Source organism: uncultured Streptococcus sp., assembly GCF_963545685.1.
Taxonomy (GTDB): Bacteria; Bacillota; Bacilli; order Lactobacillales; family Streptococcaceae; genus Streptococcus.
The window spans coordinates 1-21,204 of sequence record NZ_CAUUKN010000016.1 but is presented as its reverse complement, the minus strand read 5'-3'; the positions used below and the strand labels follow the sequence as shown (position 1 = coordinate 21,204).

The following is a 21,204-nucleotide window of genomic DNA, read 5'->3' as shown; positions in this document are numbered from 1 at the left end:
TTGAAGGTCGAATTTGAAGCGTAAAAGCACGCAAGCTTAATTATATCATGATTAAAGAATAATGCAAAAAGGTTACACTAGGCAACCTTTTTTATGTTTACTTTCGTGTAAATCCACTGTAAAGATATTACTCCCAAGACTAATATCGGAATCAATATAGCTATAACTAACCATCTCGGTTCCTGGTAACTTAACACCAGCTTATTCTGCCCTTTTTGTGATGAAACTATTGGTGTACCAATTGTTGTCAATCTATAATCATCCTTATTCAGCTCTTGACCATTTAGTGTCAAGATGGAATCTCTATAGACAACTATTGGTAAGTTTAGCTCCTCTCCTTCAGCAGCTTGCCAAGTTAATACAAGATAACCATCTTCGAGTAGCTTTTCTGCACTCTGATTCTTAACGACATTTTTATAGTAAAGATCGTAAGTATTCTGCTTACCGATTGTCCCATAAATTGGTACATAATCTGGTGTCGGTTTCACAACTAAATTTAAAAACTGTGACAAATCACTGTCATTCATAGTAAGACTTATCGTCTGGTAATCACCCTCAACATAAGTATGTTTAGCAATGGAAATAAGTTCACCATCCTGTGCCGCAGTTTTTACATGATCGGTAGTATCCATCATATTCTGAATAAGACCAATACCCGCAAAGGCAAAGAGTAACACAGCAATACTTTTTCGCCAGTTAACAAATCGTGTGACAGTTAATCCTGTAATGGCTAGAAGCATGATGGTTGTAGGAACAAAGAATCGAAATGGAAATTGAATCAATTCAGCAAATGTATTTCCATTTTCGACTAGATACTGCCAGGGAAAAAGACCTGTTGATAAGAAGAAGAAGATAAAATAAATAAAATGCAATATTTTTTTCCAATTAGCCAATTTTTTCCAATTCAAAATAGCGTAAGCAATCTGGAAAACGAGTAACACCATTAAGGAAATGGGGGTATATAGCCAGTATCTTGCTGTTCCATCAATCCCATTCTTACCCATTTCCCTATTTATAAATGGATTTAAAAGATGATTCGTACCTCTCAAATATAGGAGTACTAACCAGACATTGACAGTCAGTAAGAGGAAAAGAATGACTGCTATAAAAACTTGTACGAAAGTTTCCTTCTTCTTAGTGACAGATGCCTTTACAAAGGTGTAAAGGTAAAAAGGAATATACATCATCACTAGCATTAAAGCGCTAAGTATATGAACTTGAAAAATCAACGCCATGGATAAGGCAAGTCTAATTGGCTCTACTTTTTGATAAAAAATGTAGTGAATTGCTGGGATAAAACAAAAAGGTAGTAAAGCTGCTCCCCAACTAGAGAACCCCTGACGCATCGTCCAGTACTGGATAGAGAATGTTGTAGCATAGAGTAAACCTAATGACAAGGCAATAGTTGTCTTAACTTTACACTGCTTGAGTAAAGCGTACATTGAAGATTCAGCTAATATATGTAGTAGTATCCTTGACAAAATCTGATAACGAAACCAAGTGCCACTTATTAAAACAAGTCCTCCTTGTAAATAAGCAAAAAAAGGACCGTAAAGAGCATTGACAATGCGGCCTGACTGTTGGAAACCGTACAAAGACAAAAAGTAAGAAAAGTTACCATCCTTTAATTGCATAGCGGCTTCATAAAATCTGTTATAATGAAAAATGGAATCTGAACCTAAAATAACTTTTCTTGTAAATAATTGTGGCGTAACCAATAACACAGCAAAAGCTATAATAATAAGGGAAACCCATAACTTTTCTTTTGATTTAAAAAATTGTTTCATTGCTAAACCTCTCATTCCCTATTATAACAAAAAGCTCCGTGAAAACGTTCGCTAATATCCGAAATAAAAAGCTGAGAGATGTCTCCCAACTTCTATAAATCTTAGTAATTCCAAGCTGACAACCCTTGTGCGTTATAGGCATTCAAGGCTGATTGAATTTGATCTTCAACTGTTGCAGTTGAACCCCATCCTGGCATTGTTTGGAAAAGGCCTGATGCTCCTGAACTGTTTGCTACAGTATGATCACCATTTGATTCACGCGCAATAATCGACTCCCAAGTTGACTGTGGAACTCCAGTTGCTGCTGCCATCTGTGCTGCTGCATAAGAACCGATTTCTCCTGCAGTGTTTCCATTTGAGAGAATAACCGAACCATTGCCAGCAGTTGCAGCAGCACCCGAAGACGCTGCCCCATTATTTTGAGTCAATGTAGCCTCTGTGCTTGCTGTTGTTGAAGGCTCTGATTGAGGGGTTTCTGCTGCTTCTACTGTTTCGGTCGTTATCTCTGATTGAAGTTTACTTTCTTCAACCTTTTCTTTATTCTCTTTGCTTGAACTAACCTCTGTTGATTTCACCAAATCTGCTGTTGATTCTGTTGTTGTTGATGTTGTTGAAGGAGTTGGTGTAACTGAATCTGAGAATGCGTTAACCAATCCTTTATTAACTAACGTAGAGAGTGAGACTCCCAAAATGACAATAAAACTCGTTACAATTGCCACTGGTACCGCCAATGATTTTTTTACTGCTAATTTGATACGGCGTCCCTTATAACTTTTTTTAAACATAAATCCCTCCTATTTCTTATAACTATATTCATCATAACCTAGTAATATTACTGCCGATTATTCGTATTATGTCTAATATTACAATAATTTATCATTTCAATAAAAAAACACCAAAAATCTGGCATTTTTCTCTTATTTGTATGAGTTTCTACTTTATTCTCTCATAATTCAATAACAAAATTTTAGTACCAGCCATTGGCGTTCCAGAAAGCAAGAGCTGCTGTCCATGAACCATAACGACTTGCTACATAATTATCTGCTACTTTTTCTTGGTTCTCAGGAGACAAATCACCATTCAAATATGATGAAGATAATTGATAACGTCCATAATATTGTCCATTTTGAGCTGTGTAGCTACCACTTGACTCACGTTGAGCGATTTCTTCCTTAGCAGCTGCCTCTGAAGAAGAAAGATTTGTGTCGGTCGTTTGGTTACTTTCACTTTGTGTAGAATCTGTTGATGTTGCTGATTCAGAAACAGTTTCTGTTGCAGTTGATGGTTCTACTGAAGCAGGTGTCTCTGTTGGCTCTTCAGTGGTTTCATTAATCGTTAAGTTTTGACCAATAGAAATCTTATTAGCATCTTGAATGCCATTTTTTGAAACGATTTCGTCCACTGTCGTACCATTCTTCTTAGCAATAGCTGAAAGGGTATCTCCTTTTTGAACTGTGTAAGTTTCCGCATTAGCTAAAGCTGTTGCTCCAAGTGTTGCCACTGTAACAAGTCCAAAAAGACCTAATTTTTTAGTGTTAGATGTATTCTTTGTTTGCATGATGATGCTCCTTTATCTATTTATAGTCCAATCCATACTAGTCAAAGATATTAAATTATTTTATTTATGACCAATAGGTTAATCAACTGGCTTATTCTCTATAGGGATTTTTTATCCAGATTAAGCCGAAGAACTATAACCATGTATCTATAATACCGTGCAAATATAACATCCTCTTGTTAAGGATATTAAAAATATTACAGGTAGGTTGGGATTAGACGAAAAAGAACGCCTAAATAGACGTTCTTCAAATACTTCTAGGTCTTAAGACCTAGTTTTTATTCATTTTTACGAATTAGCTCTTAAGATAAAAAAGTATTAACCCCAAAGCTAAAATAGCAGTAATTGACAAAGTATCTCGACCGTTCCATAAAAGTCGACGATATTTTGTTCGTCCCTCACCACCTTGATAACCTCGCGCTTCCATAGCAATAGCCAGAGCATCTGCTCGTTTAAAGCTAGATGCAAACAAAGGAATTAAGATTGGTATAATTGACCGAACCTTTTGAATAATATTTCCTTCACCAAAATCAACACCACGCGCCTTCTGAGCATTCATAATACGCGTTGTATCGTCCATCAAGGTTGGTACAAAACGTAAACTCAAAGATAACATTAGACCAATTTCATGTGCTGGTACTTTAAAAATAGTCAGCGGTTTTAAAAGTGACTCTACTGCATCAGATAAACTTAACGGCGTAGTTGTTAGAGTAAGTAAGGTGGAAAAACTAATAATGAGAATAAACCTAAGGAATATCATCCAACCTTGATTTAAACCAACTTCCGTAATCTTAAAAAAGCCAATGGACCAAAGCACATTCCCTCTTGTATTGAAGAAAACTTGAAACAAGGTAGAGAATAATATAATCCAAATCATCGGTTTAATACCACCCAAAAAGAAACCAAGCTTAATTTTAGACAAGAAAACCAAGAAAAGTGTAAATAGAGTTATCACAGCATAAGTTACAGGATTATTAGCCCAAAAAATGATGACAATATAAATTAGCATGGCTAATAATTTACTTCTAGGATCTAATCGGTGTATGAAAGAATCACCAACAATATAACGTCCAATAATTAACTTATCCATGAACCAACACCTCTACAAATTCCTCTATTGTAATAGGAAGAGTTTCAAAGCTATAACCTTTTTCTTGTAGTTGTAGCGCAAACTCTGTGATTTTAGGAACACCTAACTGTTTTTCTTTGAGAAAAGCGACTTTTTGGAAAACATCTTTAGGGGTTCCTGACAATACTAGGTGTCCTTTTTCCATAACATTCACAGCTGTTGCATAATCTGCAACGTCATCCATCAAATGTGTAACCAAGACAATCGTCATTCCAGAAAGATGTAACTGCTTAAAGAGTGACATTAACTCCTTTCGTCCCTGAGGATCAAGACCAGCAGTCGGTTCATCCAATACTAGAATATCTGGTTGCATAGCTAGAATACCTGCAATAGCGACACGTCGCATCTGCCCTCCCGATAAATCAAAAGGATTCTGGTCACGCAACTCATCTGAGAGACCAACTAATCTTAGACTTTCCAGAGCACGCTGTTCAGCCTCTTTCTTAGAAACTCCGAAATTCTGGGGTCCAAAAGCAATATCTTCTAAAACAGTTTCTGCAAATAACTGACTTTCTGGAAATTGAAAAACTAAACCGACCTTTTTACGGATTGTCTTTATTTCCTTATTCTTGGATTGACTAGTTATAATAGCATCATCAACTTTAACCTGACCACTAGTTGGTAAATAAAGTCCATTCAGCAACTGCATAATCGTTGATTTACCACTCCCTGTATGTCCAATAAAGGCTGTATACGAACCATCTTTTATCGTAGTTGTCATATCAAAAAGGGCACGCCCCTCAAAAGGAGTACCCGCTTGATAGGTATAACTTACATTTTCGAGAGAGATTCCCATAATTGTTCTACCAATTCCTTTTCTGTCAGATAGTCTTCACAATCTATCAAACCTTGATTTCTAAGTTTCTGAGTTAGTAATGCACTAAAAGGGATATCAAGACCTAAGTTAACCAACTCTGAGCCTCTGCTAAACAGTTCACGAGGACTTGAAATGGACTCCACTTTACCTTTTTTTAAAACTAAAACACGATCGCTCATCGCAACCTCATCGAGATCATGAGTAATTGATAAAACAGTCATTCCATATTGTTGACGAATAGCCTTAATAGATTGAATTAATTCCTGACGACCTTCTGGATCAAGCATACTTGTTGCTTCATCCAAAATCAGAATAGAAGGTCTCATCGCAACAATCCCAGCAATAGCCACACGTTGTTTTTGACCACCAGATAATCTGGCTGGTTCTCTGTCCTTAAACTCCGTCATACCTACAAAAGATAATGCCTCTTGAACTCTAGAAACCATCTCCTCATAGGAAAGGCCCTTATTTTCAAGACCAAAAGCAACATCATCTTCAACAGTGGCTCCAACAAATTGATTATCTGGATTTTGAAAAACCATGCCAATTTTATCACGAATATCCCAGACATTCTCTTCTGTTAATTCTTGACCATCAATAATAATCTGCCCAGACTCTGCCACTAATAGTCCGTCAATTAGACGTGCTGTCGTAGATTTTCCAGATCCATTATGGCCTACAATGGATAACCATTCCCCACGTTTCACGTGAAACGATACATCATTTAGGGTATAGGAGGTTTGATCTTGATTATATTTAAACTTTAAATTTTTTATTTCAATCATTGGTTTATCGTATTACTTAAAGGTGTCCTCAAACAAGAAACCTGCACCCTTGAAATAATCATAGCCTGAGTAAATCGTAAAGAATAAAGCAACATACAGCATGATTGTCCCTACAAAATGTACGTGACACAATAATAAAATGATAGATAACATCTGAGTCACTGTCTTAATCTTACCAGGCATAGCCGCAGCGAGAACTGTACCACCGTTTTCGACTAACAAAAGACGAAGTCCTGTAACTGCCAACTCCCGACAGATGATAACTGAAACAACCCAAGCAGGAGCTTGATTAATACCTACTAGCATAATAAAAGCTGACATTACCAACATTTTATCTGCTAAAGGATCTGCAAATTTCCCAAAATTAGTAACAACATGCCATTTTCGTGCCAAATAACCATCTAAATAATCTGTAATACTGGCAATAGCAAAGACAACTGCTGCAGCAATATGCATCACATTACTAGATGCAAGTGATGTCATCAATAAAAAGATGGGAATTAAAACAATTCTGGCAAGTGTCAATAAGTTAGGTAAATTTTCTTTTTTAAACATTTCTTCTCGATTCTATTGGATTCTTAATGTTAGGTAGCTAGGTGTATTTTGGTCTAGTTGAGATAAATCAAGTGACTCCCCATTTACCTTTAGAGTAACTTTTGAAGATTGAGCGATAATAATTTGAGTTGTTTTGATTTTATCAGAAAAATCTAGTGAGTATTTTGATTTATTCGTTTTTGAAAGATGATAACTCTCTGAAGTATCTGAGTTGTCTACAGAAAACCATGTATCGCTACTATTTTCTGATAACTCCACTTCTAAAACTACTGAAGATTTTACATTGGAGAAATCAACCATTAATTGATTCCCTTGAGTTGTCGTTGCAACATTTGCCCCCGATACTGTAACCTCAGAAATGCTTCGAGATGACTTAGATCCACCTGCAATTGATAAGTGATTAACTGTAGAGATCGTATTGGGTTTAATCACCTGAGGTTGATTAGAGAGGTGCCTAAAAATAATATATCCAACTGAACAGATGATAAGTAATGAAACTGCACTCAGAATTAGTAAGGGGATATAGTTAGACTTTCTTTTTTCTTCACGTTTATGTTTTGAAAAACGTGACATAGGCGTTTTAGTATCTAAAATATCTTCCTTACGTTCAGCTCGTTTCTTTTCTTCTTTAACTTTTTGCTCATTCTTTTTCTGCTCTTCGTACAGACGTTTTCCATCTAAACCAACCGAAGTAGCGTACTTTTCAAGTGCTTCTTGCTGAATGTCCTTTGGTAAAGCTTTAAGTTGATCCATTTCCATAGCTAGAAGATACTGAGCTTCAACCCCAGAAATTTTTTCTACATCATATAGACTTAATTCTTTTTTTATTCGCGCTGCACGTAATTGCTCACCAAGAGAGTATCGCTTCATTTTTCCCCTTTCTAATATTCTTCTTTGTTTTAATGTTTATATTATAGCAAATAATTACTTATTTAGGGAAGACAACAAAATCGGTAATCACCATATTTGAGAGATAGTGTTTTAGAAAATCCTTCAAATCCTTAGAAGTAATACTCATCAATTCCTGACCAAAATCAAAGTATGTTTTGCCCTCATCTGAATAAGCTAAATACTGGCTACCTAAATTCTGAATATTGTCTAAACTACGTAAAAATTCACCATACAAAGCTTTCTTTTGTAAATCCAATGCTTCTTCTGTCAACAATCTTTGTTTATCTGCTGACGTCATCACTTGACGAATTAAACTTGACATACGGATGGGTTCTGCAGTGTCCATAGTCATAATAACAAATGAATATCTGCTAGATACCTCATATTCAATTGATACAGACTCATCTATTTTTCCTTCTGCATACCAACTTTGATAATAAGGAGATGTCCATCCAAACAATAAATTAAATAACAATTGTACCAATAAGCTCTCTCTCATACGATTATCGGAAAAATGAACGTTCTTAAAACCAATGGCTAGTTTTGAAATCGAGATGTCCATTTGAAGACTATCTAACTTTTGGATATCCGATTCAATGGGTTGCTTTTCTTTTTCGACTATTTTATGATTTGTTGTAAACTTACTTTGCTTTTCCTTTACAAAACTGTAAATTCGCTCAATATCAAAATCGCCTATTAAGACAAGATGACAGTTCTCTGGTCTATAAAAATAATTAAAATTATTTTTCAAATCTTTTTCAGTAATTTTTCCAATGCTATCAATGCTTCCAGCAATATCTTGCCCTAAGATAGTATTGGGATACAAACTTTGTAAACACCCTAAATAAACTCTATAATCAGGGTCATCCTGATACATGTTTATTTCTTGTTCAATGATTCTTTTTTCATGGTTGACAGCATCTTCGGAACTTGTAAACTCAGTTGTAAACTTCATCAAAAGCTCCAGTGACTCCTCAAAGTGATCAATTGTTGAAAAATAGTATGTTGTCCTATCCAAGGTTGTAAAAGCATTAACATCAGCCCCAAGCCTTACAAAGTCCAATGTAACATCCCTTCCCTGATCATCCTCAAATAACTTGTGTTCAAGAAAATGAGCAATACCAGCAGGGTATGTCTGCAACTTACCATCAATATAAAAGTGATTATCTAGCGATCCAAAATTTGTAGACAAAAAGGCGGCTTTTTCAATGAATCCTTTTTTCTTGATAATAGATAAAGACATACCATTATCTAAAGTTGCTGAATAAACTTCCTCAGCAAGCTTTGGATAATAACGTTTTTTCAAAGCAGCCATTTTAAGATACTCCTTCTAAAAAGAACAAACTCTGTAGCTTGACTTGACGTGCTACACGGCAAACATCTTTTTTAGTAACTTTCTCGATTTTATCTAACCAATCCTCTAATGAGATACTTTTATCGCCAAAAATAACCTTATTAAAATGTTGTTCTACTAGTGTTAATGCATGATCCTCAGAGAGAAGAGCATTCATTCGTATAATTTTTTTTGTTTGTTTCAAAAGGGAGCTTGAAAAACGTCCTAATTTAATATGATTCAACTCTCTGCTAATCCCTCGCATAGCTTGATTTCTATTAGATTTTTCAATTCCAGCGTAAACTTCTAGTAAACCTGTAAAGACATCAAATTGACTACTAATTGAATAAGCCAGTCCTTCTTTTTCTCGAATCTTTGTAAATAAAGCTGAATGAGCAAATTCACCAAACATGGCATTGAAAACAATTAAAGCAAAATAATCTTTATCTCCATATTGACAAGGAAATTGATAACCTAACTGTAAAATAGATTGACTACTCTGCCTAGCCTCTATCTTTTCTTTCACAACTTTGGAATAAGGTTGATTATAACTAAACTGTAAATCAACTTGACGTCCTTCTAAAGGAAAGCGGTGTAAACCTTGAAGTACCTGATAGTCATCAAATTCCCCAACCATAAAGATATCAATTCGATCTCTAGTCAACATGCTTTGAAATTCTTGATAAGCTGTATACGATGTTTCCGCTTCAACAAGTTCTACTCGCCCATACTTGGGAACTTTCAAGGCCTCGTTTACAAAGTAAAGCTCTCGTCCCTGAACTTCACTATAGTAATAATTATTCTCTGTATCGACATCCAGGTAGGTCATTAAATTTTGTCTTTCTATATCAAATACTTTATTTTGGTATTGAGCTACTCTTGACAATGGCTTGTAAAGACAATCCTTCAAAAAATCTAAGACTTCCCAAAATAAACCTGTATTCATTGGAATAAAGGAGTCTTTTAGGTATGTCAACTCAATGTCAACACTATGTGTCAACCCTTTCGTTGACACTCTGGTTGACAACTGTGTCCCATAAAGTGAAGCTAATCTCTCTTTGAAAGACTGTACTGTTGGATATGTTTGATTAGCTGTAGCTAACATTTGTGAAACTAGAGCCCGTTTAGCAATTGTTTGTTTATTCAAAGAACCCGTCATTCGAAAAACAATACGGTTAGTTTTATATTTTTGTGTTGGAATGAAGTGTACATATACACCATCAGCAATTTTCATTGATAACCTCTAAAAAGTTTATGCTTTCAATTATACCATTTTTATGCTATCTTATCTCAAGAGAAAGTTGAGGTTCTATGGAATATAAATTATTTGATGAATACATCACACTGCAGGCACTTTTAAAAGAATTAAGCATCATTCACAGTGGTGGAGCTATTAAAGGTTTTTTAGCTAACAATGTTGTTTTATTCAACGGTGAGGATGAAAAACGTCGTGGAAAAAAACTTCGTTATGGAGATGTTATTACCATACCGTCTGAAGAGCTTGAAATTACTATGGTAGTTCCTACACAAGATGAAATTGAAAAACATAAAAAAGAAGTCGCTGAGAAAGCACGTGTTTCTGCTATTGTTAAAAAAATGAATCAAGATAACAAAAAGAAACAAAAAAAACGCCAAACAAAAGAAAGTAATAAAACAAAAAGGAAACCTGTCCGTTTCCCAGGAATCTAACCATGTGGCTTGAAAAAATTGATATTCAACACTTTAGAAATTATTCTGAAGTCTCTGTGAGCTTTTCACCCCATCTCAATATTTTTCTTGGACGCAATGCCCAAGGAAAAACAAATATTCTTGAAGCTATCTATTTTCTAGCATTAACACGTAGTCATCGGACCCGTTCAGACAAGGAACTAATTCAATTTCAGCAAAATAATCTTAAACTAAACGGCATCGTGCATCGTCATAGTGGAAAGCTACCTCTGGAAATCAACTTATCTAATAAAGGACGAGTTACAAAGGTCAACCACCTCAAGCAAGCAAAATTATCTGATTATATAGGTCACATGACGGTGGTACTCTTTGCTCCTGAGGATTTACAACTTGTAAAAGGGTCTCCAAGCCTAAGACGTAAATTTATAGATATTGATTTAGGACAGATTAAGCCTGTTTACCTCTCAGACCTATCAAGTTACAATCATGTTCTTAAGCAACGTAATGCTTATCTCAAATCTACTGACAAGGTAGACATTAATTTCCTCTCAGTTTTAGATGAGCAACTTGCTGATTTTGGAACACGAGTTATTAAACATAGACTAGAATTTATCAAGCAATTAGAAGAGGAAGCTGATAGACATCATAGTAATCTCTCAAATCAGATTGAGCGTCTTAAAATCTCCTACGAATCTAATATCCCAATACAAAATAGTAAAGATATTCGAGAATCATTTTTAACTACATTAAACCAAAATCACAAAAGAGATATCTTCAAAAAGAATACCGGTGTTGGTCCACATAGGGATGATTTAACATTTTACATTAATGACATGAACGCATCTTTCGGTAGTCAGGGGCAGCAACGTAGCCTTATTCTTTCATTAAAAATGGCTGAGATTGCTCTGATTAAAAAAGTGACAGGGGATTTTCCTGTTCTTCTCCTTGATGATGTCATGAGTGAGCTTGACAATCACCGTCAACTTAAATTACTAGAAAGTATTGATGAAGAGGTTCAAACTTTCATGACAACAACCTCACTCAATCATCTTAGCAACCTACCACCCAATTTAAAGACCTTCTTAGTTAAGAATGGTACTATTTATGAAAAGCAAGTCGATTAATGACCTACACCCCAAAAGTTAGACAGAAAAAATCTAACTTTTGTTTTTTTTGTGAAGTTGACACATGTGGCAATTAATGTTAAACATCTTGTAAACCAGTCCCATTAAACCCTGTACCAACAACTTTATTTGCGTAAACGTGTTGTAAACCTATTATAAATTTTGATGTAAAGAAAAGTACTTGCCGCCTGGTAAGTACTTTTGTGTCTTTTAATGAGCTGAATAGTTAGGTGCCTCGTTTGTAATTTGAACATCATGAGGGTGACTTTCAATAAGTCCTGCACCTGACATTTCAACAAACTGTGCTTTGTCATGTAAATCTTTGATATCTTCCGCCCCTGTATAACCCATACCTGCGCGGATGCCTCCAATCAATTGGAATACGATATCAGCAGCAGAACCTTTATAAGCTACACGTCCTTCAATTCCTTCTGGAACTAGTTTATTAGCTTCGTTCACAGCGCCTTGGAAATAACGATCACTTGATCCTTTCTTCATAGCTGCAATTGATCCCATACCACGGTAAGACTTATATTTACGACCTTGGAAAATCTCAGTTTCACCTGGTGCTTCATCAGTACCGGCAAACATAGAACCAAGCATTACAGCATTACCACCTGCTGCAAGAGCTTTTACAATATCACCTGAGTATTTGATACCTCCATCAGCAATAATTGTTTTTCCGTATTCGCGCGCAACACTAGCAGCATCGTAAATAGCAGTCACTTGAGGTACACCTACACCCGCAACCACACGTGTTGTACAAATAGAACCTGGTCCGATACCTACTTTAACGACATCAACACCTGCTTCATAAAGCGCACGCGCACCTTCAGCCGTTGCAATATTTCCTGCAATCAAAGTACGGTCTGGGAAGTGAGCACGAATTTCAGAAATTTTGCGAAGAACACCTGCTGAGTGACCATGCGCTGTATCAATAACAATAGCGTCTGCACCTGCTTCAAAGAGAGCTTCTGCACGTTCAAAAGTATCAGAAGTAACCCCTACAGCACCTGCCACCAAAAGACGACCAAATTCATCCTTAGCTGCATTAGGAAACTCAATGACTTTTTCGATATCCTTAATAGTAATGAGACCTGACAAACGACCATCTTCATCAACTAAAGGCAACTTTTCAATGCGATGCTCATGAAGAATGCTTTCAGCAGTTTCAAGATCTGTTCCAACTGGAGCAGTGACCAATTTCTCAGAAGTCATATGTTCTGAAATTGGTGTCTCGTAATTAGAGATAAAGCGCATATCACGGTTTGTGATAATACCAACCAATTTACGATTTTCAAGTGTCTCAACGATTGGAACACCTGAGATACGATAGCGTTGCATCAATTCTTCAGCTTCAGCAACTTTATGTTCTGGTGTTAAGAAGAATGGATCAATGATTACACCATTTTCAGAGCGTTTTACTTTGCGAACTTCTTCAGCTTGTTCCGCAATAGACATATTTTTGTGAATAACACCCAAGCCACCTGCACGAGCAATTGAGATAGCCATCTTACTATCTGTTACCGTATCCATGGCTGCAGTGATTATTGGGATATTTAATGTCAAATTTTTAGCCAATTTCGTCTTCAAGTTGACGTTGTTTGGTAGAACATGACTTTCCGCAGGAATAAGCAATACATCATCAAAAGTGTAACCTTTTTTCAAGAATTTAGTGTTCCAATTTGACATTATAATCGTCCTCTTTTCTCAAAGTTTTGAGGTACAAAAACCCCAGTCTATTTTTTAATTGATAATATCATATCATGCTAAACAGATTTGTCAACAGATTTCGCATAAGATTATAAGAAAACCTTTTTCCAAATAAAATAGGGCCCCAGATGATCTTGAGTCCCTATTTTTATATCTTAGAAATATTTAATTCCCATCGCTTCTTTTACTTCTGCTAATGTTTGTCCAGCAACCTCGCGCGCAGCTTGACTACCATTTTCAAGCATACGGAAAACTTCCCCCATATCCTTGGCATACTCTAAACGACGTTCACGAATTGGATTCAACTCACGTTCTAAAATTTCTAGAAGATAACGTTTTGTTTTCACATCTCCCAAACCACCGCGCTGATAATGTTCCTTCATTTCAGCAATTGTAACAGCATCCTCTTCGCGACCAAAGATATCAAGATAATGGAAAACCATATTACCTTCGATTTGGCCTGGATCTTCCACACGAATATGATTTGGATCAGTATACATGCTCATGACTTTTTTACGAACAGTATCCTCATCATCTGAAAGGAAGATTCCATTTCCCAAGGATTTAGACATCTTAGCATTACCATCTAGACCCGGGAGGCGTCCTGCAGCTTCATTTTCGGGGTATATTCCCTCTGGTTCAACCAAAATATTGCAGTTGTAAGTATGATTAAAACTACGTACAATTTCACGTGTCTGCTCAATCATTGGCTTTTGGTCATTCCCTACAGGAACATAATTTGCTTTAAATGCCGTGATATCAGCTGCCTGAGAAATTGGATAAACTAGAAAACCTGTTGGAATAGATTCTCCAAAGCCTTTTTGAGCAATTTCTGTCTTAACTGTTGGATTACGCTCTAAACGTGCCAATGAAACTAGGTTCATGTAATACATAGTCAACTCAGCTAACTCAGGAATCTGACTTTGAATGAAAATAGTCGACTTCGCTGGATCCAAACCTACAGAAAGATAATCTAAAGCAACATTCCCAATCGATTCTTTGATGATTTCTGACTCTTTCGCGTGATCAGTAAGGGCTTGCTGGTCAGCTAAAAATACAAACATCTTGTATTTATCTTCATTTTGTAACAGTACACGATTCTTTAGACTACCCACATAATGTCCAAGATGGAGTTTTCCTGTTGGACGGTCTCCCGTTAAAATAATCGGTTTCGTCATATAATTACCTCTCTAATAAAAAAATCCCCACGCAAAAATATGCGTGAGGGCGTTAATCACTTTTGATACGCGGTACCACCTCAGTTGATAACTCTTTGTAAAGCTATCATCTCAAAACTTCTCAACAAAGAAGTTGCACGGTAAGGGGTGCCAAACCTAACGTTTATGTGTTCACGTTAATCGTCAAATTTCTTCAGCCCATTCATTCTACCCTCATACTGGTTTACACCTACCACCAGCTCTCTAAAAAGAAAGAAAGAATTACTCTTCTGATGACTATTATTCTACATTGTTTTATCTATTTTTGTCAAGGTTATGTTTCTAGTTTCACGTGAAACATAACCTTCTAAACAATCAAAATAGTCATTACTTGACGGATACTAAAAAAGACTTGATAATAGGAATATCATATCTGGGAGATAATATATGAAACGTCGAATAATAGACATACTTTTAGTTACAATCGGTTCTTTTATAGCTGCAGTTGGTTATAACTCACTTTTAGTTAAGAATAATATTGCTTCAGGTGGTGTCGGAGGGCTAGCCATTAGTTTAAATGCTCTTTTTGGTTGGAATAATGCTAATTTTGTCTTAGCAACAACTATCCCTTTGTTAATTTTATGTTGGTGCTTCCTTGGCCGCGAAGTTCTCCTAAAAACTTTCTATGGATCTCTAATTTTCCCGACTTTTATTAAATTAACCGAAGGTTTACCTACGCTTACCAAACAACCTTTGTTAGCAGCGATTTTTGGTGGAATTGTACTAGGATTAGGACTAGGAATAGTCTTTTATGGGAATTCCTCAACTGGGGGAACAGGGATTATCACACAAATTCTTAATAAATACACACCTCTACCTCTAGGAGTGGTCCTACTCATAGTTGATGGAATCATTGTCACCATTAGTGCCATCGCCTTTCCTCCTGATACTGTAATGTATTCCATTCTATCGCTTGGAGTTGTCTCTCTTACAATTGACAAAATGATGGTGGGACTCAACTCTTCACGGAATCTACTAATCATTTCGCAAAAGAGTAATCAAATCCTAAACTACATCACTAATGTTGCTGATCGAGGTGCAACAAAAATTCCAGTTCTTGGTGGGCATACTGGACATTCTCAAAATATGATTATGACCACCTTGTCAACTCATGAGGTCCCAAAAGTCCAAGAAGAAATCCAAAAAATAGACGAAACTGCCTTCATTGTCATTATCCCTGCTTCTACAGTTATGGGACGTGGATTTAGCCTTCAAAAAGATTACCAGAGTGTTCCAAATGACTTTATTAATCCCTTATAAAATCGATTGAAATAAAGTCTAATTTCTCGTAAAATAGTATTTAAGAATAAAAATAAAGGATATTATATGCTTACTGTATCGGATGTATCGCTTCGTTTTAGCGATCGTAAACTTTTTGATGATGTTAACATTGCCTTCACACCCGGTAATACTTACGGTCTTATTGGTGCTAATGGTGCTGGGAAATCTACTTTTTTGAAAATTTTAGCTGGTGATATCGAACCAACAACAGGACATATCTCTCTTGGTCCTGATGAGCGTCTTTCTGTTCTTCGTCAGAACCACTTTGACTATGAAGATGAACGCGTCATTGATGTTGTTATCATGGGAAATGAACGACTCTACGACATTATGAAAGAAAAAGACGCCATCTACATGAAGGAAGATTTTTCAGATGAGGATGGTGTTCGTGCTGCTGAATTAGAAGGTCTATTTGCTGAATTAGGTGGTTGGGAAGCTGAAAGCGAAGCCTCACAATTACTCCAGAATCTAAATATTTCAGAAGACCTTCACTATCAAAATATGAGCGAATTATCTAATGGTGACAAGGTGAAAGTCCTCCTTGCAAAAGCGCTCTTTGGTAAACCTGATGTACTTCTTCTTGACGAACCTACCAACGGTCTTGATATCCAGTCAATCTCTTGGCTTGAAGATTTCTTGATTGATTTTGAAAATACTGTAATTGTCGTATCCCATGACCGTCACTTCTTGAACAAGGTTTGTACGCATATGGCCGACCTTGACTTTGGTAAAATCAAACTCTATGTTGGTAACTATGATTTCTGGAAACAATCTTCAGAATTGGCTGCACGCTTGCAAGCTGACCGCAATGCCAAAGCAGAAGAAAAAATCAAAGAACTTCAAGAGTTCGTTGCACGTTTCTCTGCCAACGCTTCAAAATCTAAACAAGCGACTTCTCGTAAGAAAATGCTTGATAAAATTGAGCTAGAAGAAATCGTCCCATCAAGCCGTAAATATCCGTTTATCAACTTCAAAGCAGAACGTGAAATCGGTAATGATCTTCTGACAGTTGAAAATCTCACTGTTAAGATGGATGGTGAAACCATTCTTGATAACATTAGTTTCATCCTACGTCCAGGGGATAAGACAGCTATTATCGGTCAAAACGATATTCAAACCACTGCTTTAATTCGTGCCCTAGCTGATGATATCGACTATGAAGGGACAATCAAATGGGGTGTTACAACTAGCCGTTCTTACCTTCCAAAAGACAATTCTAAAGACTTTGCATCCGGTGAATCAATCCTTGAATGGCTTCGTCAGTTTGCTGAAAAAGGGGAAGACGATGATACCTTCTTGCGTGGATTCCTTGGGCGTATGCTCTTCTCAGGAGATGAGGTTAAGAAGTCTGTTAGCGTCCTCTCAGGGGGAGAAAAAGTACGTGTCATGCTTTCTAAACTCATGCTTCTGAAATCTAACGTCCTCCTTCTAGATGATCCAACTAATCACTTGGATTTGGAGTCAATTTCAAGTCTGAATGATGGCGTCCGTGACTTCAAAGAGTCTGTTATCTTTGCCAGCCATGACCACGAATTTATCCAAACGATAGCGAACCACATCGTAGTTGTTTCTAAAAATGGTGTTATTGACCGTATCGATGAAACTTATGATGAGTTCCTTGAAAATGAAGAAGTTCAAGCTAAAGTCAAAGCACTATGGGCTGATTAAACTTTAAAAAGATGCAGGTTGGGATATCCCAACCTGTCTTAATATCATTATGACAAATAAAAAATACTATACGACCTTATTATTCTATCTGGCTGCTTTTTTCTTGCCAGTACTAATCATGATAGGTGTATTATACAGCCAAAAAATCTATCCTGGTAGTGAGAGAACTATTTTAACAAGTGATGGTTTTCATCAGTATGTGATATTTGCAACCGAACTGAGAAATATACTTCATGGAGATGGGAGCCTCTTTTACACCTTTACAAGTGGATTAGGGCTTAATTTCTATGCCCTAACAAGCTATTACTTAGGTTCCTTCTTGTCTCCACTCTACTATTTCTTTACCGTCAACCAAATGGCAGATGCTTTTTATTACATAACACTGCTTAAGTTCGGACTTATTGGTCTGTCAGGAGCCTTCAGTTTTAAGCATCTCTTTACAAAAGTCTCAAGAAGTTTCATCTTATGTCTTTCTACAGGATTTTCTTTGATGAGCTTTGCTACCAGTCAGTTAGAAATTAATACTTGGCTAGATGCCTTTATTTTAGCACCTTTAATCATATTAGGGTTACACCTTTTACTAAGATTCAATAAACGTGGGCTATACTTTTTGAGTCTAACCTGTCTTTTTATCCAAAACTACTATTTTGGATATATGATGTCTATCTTTTTAACCCTTTACACTATTATACAACTAATAACTATCACGGGATGGAAGAGCAAAATCCTTCATTTTATAGACTTTGGAATTGTCTCTATACTTGCTGGTCTAAGTAGCACTATCATGCTACTTCCAACACTCCTTGATTTAACTACACATGGTGAGAAGTTTACAGCTGCGTCAAGTTTATTGACAGAATCCACATACTATTTTGATTTCTTTGCCAAAAATCTGGTCGGAGTTTACGATACTACTAAATTTGGATCAATCCCTATGATTTATGTCGGACTCTTACCTTTGATTCTTTTTCTACTTTTCTTTATTAGTAAGGAAATCAAGCTATCACTACGTTTAGGCTACTTCTTGTTATTAGCTTTCTTTATTGCTAGTTTCAACTTACAACCTCTTGATTTGTTTTGGCAAGGCATGCATGCACCTAACATGTTTCTCCATCGCTATTCTTGGCTTCTTTCTCTCCTAATTGTTCTTTTGGCAGGAGAAACTCTCAACAGAATTAAAAAGTTTTCTCTAAAAAGACTACTCTTACCTTTCATAGGATTGAGTGCTGCTTACTTACTAACTTGGATATTTCGGTCTCATTATAGTTTCATTGAACCAGTTTCCTGGCTATTAAGCATAGCATTTCTATTAGCCTATGCCATTCTATTTATTAGCTATTTTAAACAGCAGATTCCTAGGAGTGTTTTTCGCTATTTCACCTTCTTATTCTGCATTTTTGAGCTTGGACTAAGTACTTACTATGTTGTTGGAGCTCTTGGAAATGAGTGGATTTTTCCAACTCGTGAAGGCTACCTACGGAATATGTCGGCAATTTCAAAATTGGTTTCAGATACGAAGCTGACTAATAAGTATTTTTTCCGTACGGAGACACTTGAGGCTCAAACTGGTAACGACAGTATGAAATTCAATTATAATGGTATTTCTCAATTTTCATCCATTCGAAATACTGCTTCAAGCTCAACACTAGACAGGTTGGGGTTCAAATCTGAAGGAACTAATTTAAACCTCCGTTACCAAAATAATACACTTATTGCTGATAGCCTCTTCGGAGTAAAATATAATTTATCGAACTTTGACCTGAATAAGTATGGATTTAATTACATAGCTTCTGAGAAGGCAGTAAGACTTTACCAAAATGATAATGCTAGCCAGCTTGCTATCTTAACTGATGGGGTTTACACTGATGTTGACTTTACTGTCAATACACTTGACAACCAAACTAGCTTGATAAATGCTCTAGCTGGACTTAACTTAACATACTTTAAACGGGCTTCGTCCCAACTTTCTGATAATGAGGCTAAATCTTTGAATCAGCGCGTGGCTAAAAATGTTAGCAACTCGAATAACGATTTTGCTACTATCACTTATCAAGTCATTGCTCCACCACATAGTCAACTCTATGTTAGTATACCTAATATTTCTTGGTCTGATGACAACAATCACTCCCTGTCAACTACTGTAAATGGAGTGACAAGGACTCAAGTTACTGACAATACTTTTGATTTCTTCGATCTTGGCTATTTTGAAACAGAAGAAACAGTCACCATCAAGCTAAATTTCCCCGGAAATAAAGCAATATCCTTTGATAATCCTAGTTTTTATGCCCTTGATACTCAAAACTACAAGCTTGCTATGGATACTATTAATGAACGTGATAGCAAGGTTACTACATCAAAAAATAAAGTATTTACTGATTATAGTAGCAATAAGAATGCCTCGTTATTTTTCACCATTCCATACGATAAGGGGTGGACAGCAACAGTAAATAATAAAAAAGTTAAGATTCATCGAGCTCAAAAGGGTTTCATGAAGGTTGATGTCCCTAGTGGTAAAGGAAAAGTTGTACTTACCTTTATTCCCTATGGCCTTAAGATTGGCTTGGTTATTAGTTGCTTGGCATTTGGAACATTTTGTTGCTATGCTTACTTCATCAATAAAAAAACAATTACTCAAAAAGATACTCGTCCTAAATAAAAAAACAAAAGGTCTAGAGCATTCGTTCTAGACCTTTTGTATTTCGGGTACAAAAAAACTCAAGCTATACAACTTGAGGTGTCTTATCACTCCGCCAGTAGGACTCGAACCTACGACATCATGATTAACAGTCATGCGCTACTACCAACTGAGCTATGGCGGATAAAACTGCTAAGTAGCAAAAATAGTCCGTACGGGATTCGAACCCGTGTTACCGCCGTGAAAAGGCGGTGTCTTAACCCCTTGACCAACGGACCAAGTTTTGAGATTTTTATCTCGTTAACACTCTTATTATTATATCAGAGTATTCGATTTTGTCCATACTTTTTTTCCAAAAAAAACATTAAATTTTGCTGAATTTATTCGAATTTTACGTTAGTTTTTATCTAGCTTTTACAAAGTATTGACATGTTGCTATATATTTTGTAAACTAATAGAGTTATTGGTCCCATAGCTCAGCTGGATAGAGCATTCGCCTTCTAAGCGAACGGTCGCAGGTTCGAATCCTGCTGGGATCAGATGAAAAAACGCAATCTAGAATCTCTAGTTGCGTTTTTCTTTGGCTTCGATAAATAGAAAATAATTTAAAATAAACAAGGGGAGCAAAATTGTATACAGACTGTACTCATGTAAATATTGGGCAAACCAAGTTGATGCTGCAACTCCCACCATAAAGGTAAAGATGATAATAGTAGTGTAAGAAGCTTGTTTTAGTAATTTAGGATCACTCTCATCGATAGCTCTTGCAACTGTTAGGGAAGTATTAGTGATATTACCAGTCATCATGAAGGAGGCATAATTTACTCCTCTGACCCGCTTAAAAATACCTACTTGGAGAGAGGCAAAGAAGGCCAATCCTGCAATAGTAATAGTGGAATCAACATAAGGGGTGATAATTGCAAGAATAGTCATTAATAGAAAGGCAAGCCTGATTGCTTGTAAATGCCATCTCCATTTATGGTTAATAAGCCACTTCTTAACAAAAAAAACAAAAAACTGACCTAAAACAAAGAAAAAAATAG

At 36.3% G+C, this 21,204-nt stretch carries 18 protein-coding genes, 3 tRNA genes and 1 other annotated feature; of the genes, 6 read left to right on the top strand and 15 right to left on the bottom strand.

Annotation, left to right across the window (positions count from 1 at the left end):
- Nucleotides 1-77: 77 nt before the first annotated feature.
- From RWZ99_RS04725 to yfmF, 10 genes are all read right to left on the bottom strand, one after another.
- Complete coding sequence (locus RWZ99_RS04725; protein ID WP_314676759.1) at nt 78-1,787, bottom strand: hypothetical protein; 1,710 nt, start codon at nt 1,785-1,787, stop codon at nt 78-80.
- Nucleotides 1,788-1,888: 101 nt separating this feature from the next.
- Complete coding sequence (locus RWZ99_RS04720; protein ID WP_314676756.1) at nt 1,889-2,572, bottom strand: transglycosylase SLT domain-containing protein; 684 nt, start codon at nt 2,570-2,572, stop codon at nt 1,889-1,891.
- Between the two features lie 182 nt (nt 2,573-2,754).
- Nucleotides 2,755-3,345: a LysM peptidoglycan-binding domain-containing protein gene (locus RWZ99_RS04715; RefSeq protein ID WP_314676754.1), complete on the bottom strand. Its 591-nt coding sequence runs from the start codon at nt 3,343-3,345 to the stop codon at nt 2,755-2,757.
- Between the two features lie 295 nt (nt 3,346-3,640).
- A complete protein-coding gene (locus RWZ99_RS04710; protein ID WP_314676753.1) occupies nt 3,641-4,435 on the bottom strand; it encodes an energy-coupling factor transporter transmembrane protein EcfT in 795 nt (264 codons plus the stop codon).
- Nucleotides 4,428-5,270 carry an energy-coupling factor transporter ATPase gene (locus RWZ99_RS04705; RefSeq protein ID WP_314676751.1) on the bottom strand — a complete coding sequence of 281 codons (843 nt, stop codon included), beginning with the start codon at nt 5,268-5,270 and terminating at the stop codon, nt 4,428-4,430. The genes RWZ99_RS04710 and RWZ99_RS04705 overlap by 8 nt, the downstream gene beginning before the upstream one ends.
- Complete coding sequence (locus RWZ99_RS04700) at nt 5,246-6,076, bottom strand: energy-coupling factor ABC transporter ATP-binding protein (protein WP_314676749.1); 831 nt, start codon at nt 6,074-6,076, stop codon at nt 5,246-5,248. Before RWZ99_RS04700 ends, RWZ99_RS04705 begins: the two co-directional genes overlap by 25 nt.
- A gap of 12 nt (nt 6,077-6,088) precedes the next feature.
- Nucleotides 6,089-6,631, bottom strand: coding sequence for a CDP-diacylglycerol--glycerol-3-phosphate 3-phosphatidyltransferase (gene pgsA / locus RWZ99_RS04695; RefSeq protein WP_314676748.1), 543 nt, complete (start codon nt 6,629-6,631; stop codon nt 6,089-6,091).
- Between the two features lie 12 nt (nt 6,632-6,643).
- On the bottom strand, nt 6,644-7,501 hold the full coding sequence (locus RWZ99_RS04690; RefSeq protein ID WP_314676746.1) for a helix-turn-helix domain-containing protein: 858 nt from the start codon (nt 7,499-7,501) through the stop codon (nt 6,644-6,646).
- Between the two features lie 58 nt (nt 7,502-7,559).
- The gene (gene yfmH, locus RWZ99_RS04685) at nt 7,560-8,837 is read right to left on the bottom strand and encodes an EF-P 5-aminopentanol modification-associated protein YfmH (RefSeq protein ID WP_314676744.1); all 1,278 of its coding nucleotides are present in this window, start codon (nt 8,835-8,837) and stop codon (nt 7,560-7,562) included.
- A 1-nt stretch (nt 8,838) separates the two neighbouring features.
- Entirely contained in the window at nt 8,839-10,089 is a 1,251-nt protein-coding gene (gene yfmF, locus RWZ99_RS04680) for an EF-P 5-aminopentanol modification-associated protein YfmF (protein WP_314676742.1), read from the bottom strand.
- Nucleotides 10,090-10,166: 77 nt separating this feature from the next.
- Here yfmF and yaaA point away from each other — a divergent pair, with 77 nt between their 5' ends.
- Entirely contained in the window at nt 10,167-10,544 is a 378-nt protein-coding gene (yaaA, locus tag RWZ99_RS04675) for a S4 domain-containing protein YaaA (RefSeq protein WP_314676740.1), read from the top strand.
- Between the two features lie 2 nt (nt 10,545-10,546).
- A complete protein-coding gene (recF, locus tag RWZ99_RS04670) occupies nt 10,547-11,647 on the top strand; it encodes a DNA replication/repair protein RecF (protein WP_314676738.1) in 1,101 nt (366 codons plus the stop codon).
- Between the two features lie 210 nt (nt 11,648-11,857).
- On the opposite strand, the gene guaB is transcribed toward recF, so the two are convergent.
- Together guaB and trpS are read right to left on the bottom strand one after the other, a co-directional pair.
- Nucleotides 11,858-13,339 (bottom strand): IMP dehydrogenase, encoded by a 1,482-nt coding sequence (gene guaB / locus RWZ99_RS04665; RefSeq protein ID WP_314676737.1) that lies wholly within the window; start codon nt 13,337-13,339, stop codon nt 11,858-11,860.
- 176 nt (nt 13,340-13,515) lie between these two features.
- Nucleotides 13,516-14,538, bottom strand: coding sequence for a tryptophan--tRNA ligase (gene trpS, locus RWZ99_RS04660; RefSeq protein WP_314676735.1), 1,023 nt, complete (start codon nt 14,536-14,538; stop codon nt 13,516-13,518).
- Nucleotides 14,539-14,580: 42 nt separating this feature from the next.
- Nucleotides 14,581-14,824 (bottom strand) — a binding site (T-box leader).
- Between the two features lie 140 nt (nt 14,825-14,964).
- On the opposite strand from trpS, the gene RWZ99_RS04655 reads away from it, so the two are divergent.
- From RWZ99_RS04655 to RWZ99_RS04645, 3 genes are all read left to right on the top strand, one after another.
- A complete protein-coding gene (locus RWZ99_RS04655; protein WP_314676734.1) occupies nt 14,965-15,837 on the top strand; it encodes a YitT family protein in 873 nt (290 codons plus the stop codon).
- A 66-nt stretch (nt 15,838-15,903) separates the two neighbouring features.
- Nucleotides 15,904-17,526, top strand: a complete 1,623-nt coding sequence (locus RWZ99_RS04650) for an ATP-binding cassette domain-containing protein (protein ID WP_314676733.1) — start codon at nt 15,904-15,906, stop codon at nt 17,524-17,526.
- Between the two features lie 49 nt (nt 17,527-17,575).
- Entirely contained in the window at nt 17,576-20,182 is a 2,607-nt protein-coding gene (locus tag RWZ99_RS04645) for a YfhO family protein (protein WP_314676732.1), read from the top strand.
- 89 nt (nt 20,183-20,271) lie between these two features.
- Here the strand turns inward: RWZ99_RS04645 and RWZ99_RS04640 are convergent.
- Together RWZ99_RS04640 and RWZ99_RS04635 are read right to left on the bottom strand one after the other, a co-directional pair.
- Nucleotides 20,272-20,345, bottom strand: a tRNA-Asn gene (locus RWZ99_RS04640).
- Between the two features lie 22 nt (nt 20,346-20,367).
- A tRNA-Glu gene (locus tag RWZ99_RS04635) sits at nt 20,368-20,439 on the bottom strand.
- Nucleotides 20,440-20,626: 187 nt separating this feature from the next.
- Between RWZ99_RS04635 and RWZ99_RS04630 the strand changes: the two genes are divergently transcribed.
- Nucleotides 20,627-20,700 (top strand) — tRNA-Arg (locus RWZ99_RS04630).
- A 25-nt stretch (nt 20,701-20,725) separates the two neighbouring features.
- Here the strand turns inward: RWZ99_RS04630 and RWZ99_RS04625 are convergent.
- On the bottom strand, nt 20,726-21,204 hold a 479-nt coding region (locus tag RWZ99_RS04625; protein WP_314676730.1), incomplete at its 5' end, for a YoaK family protein.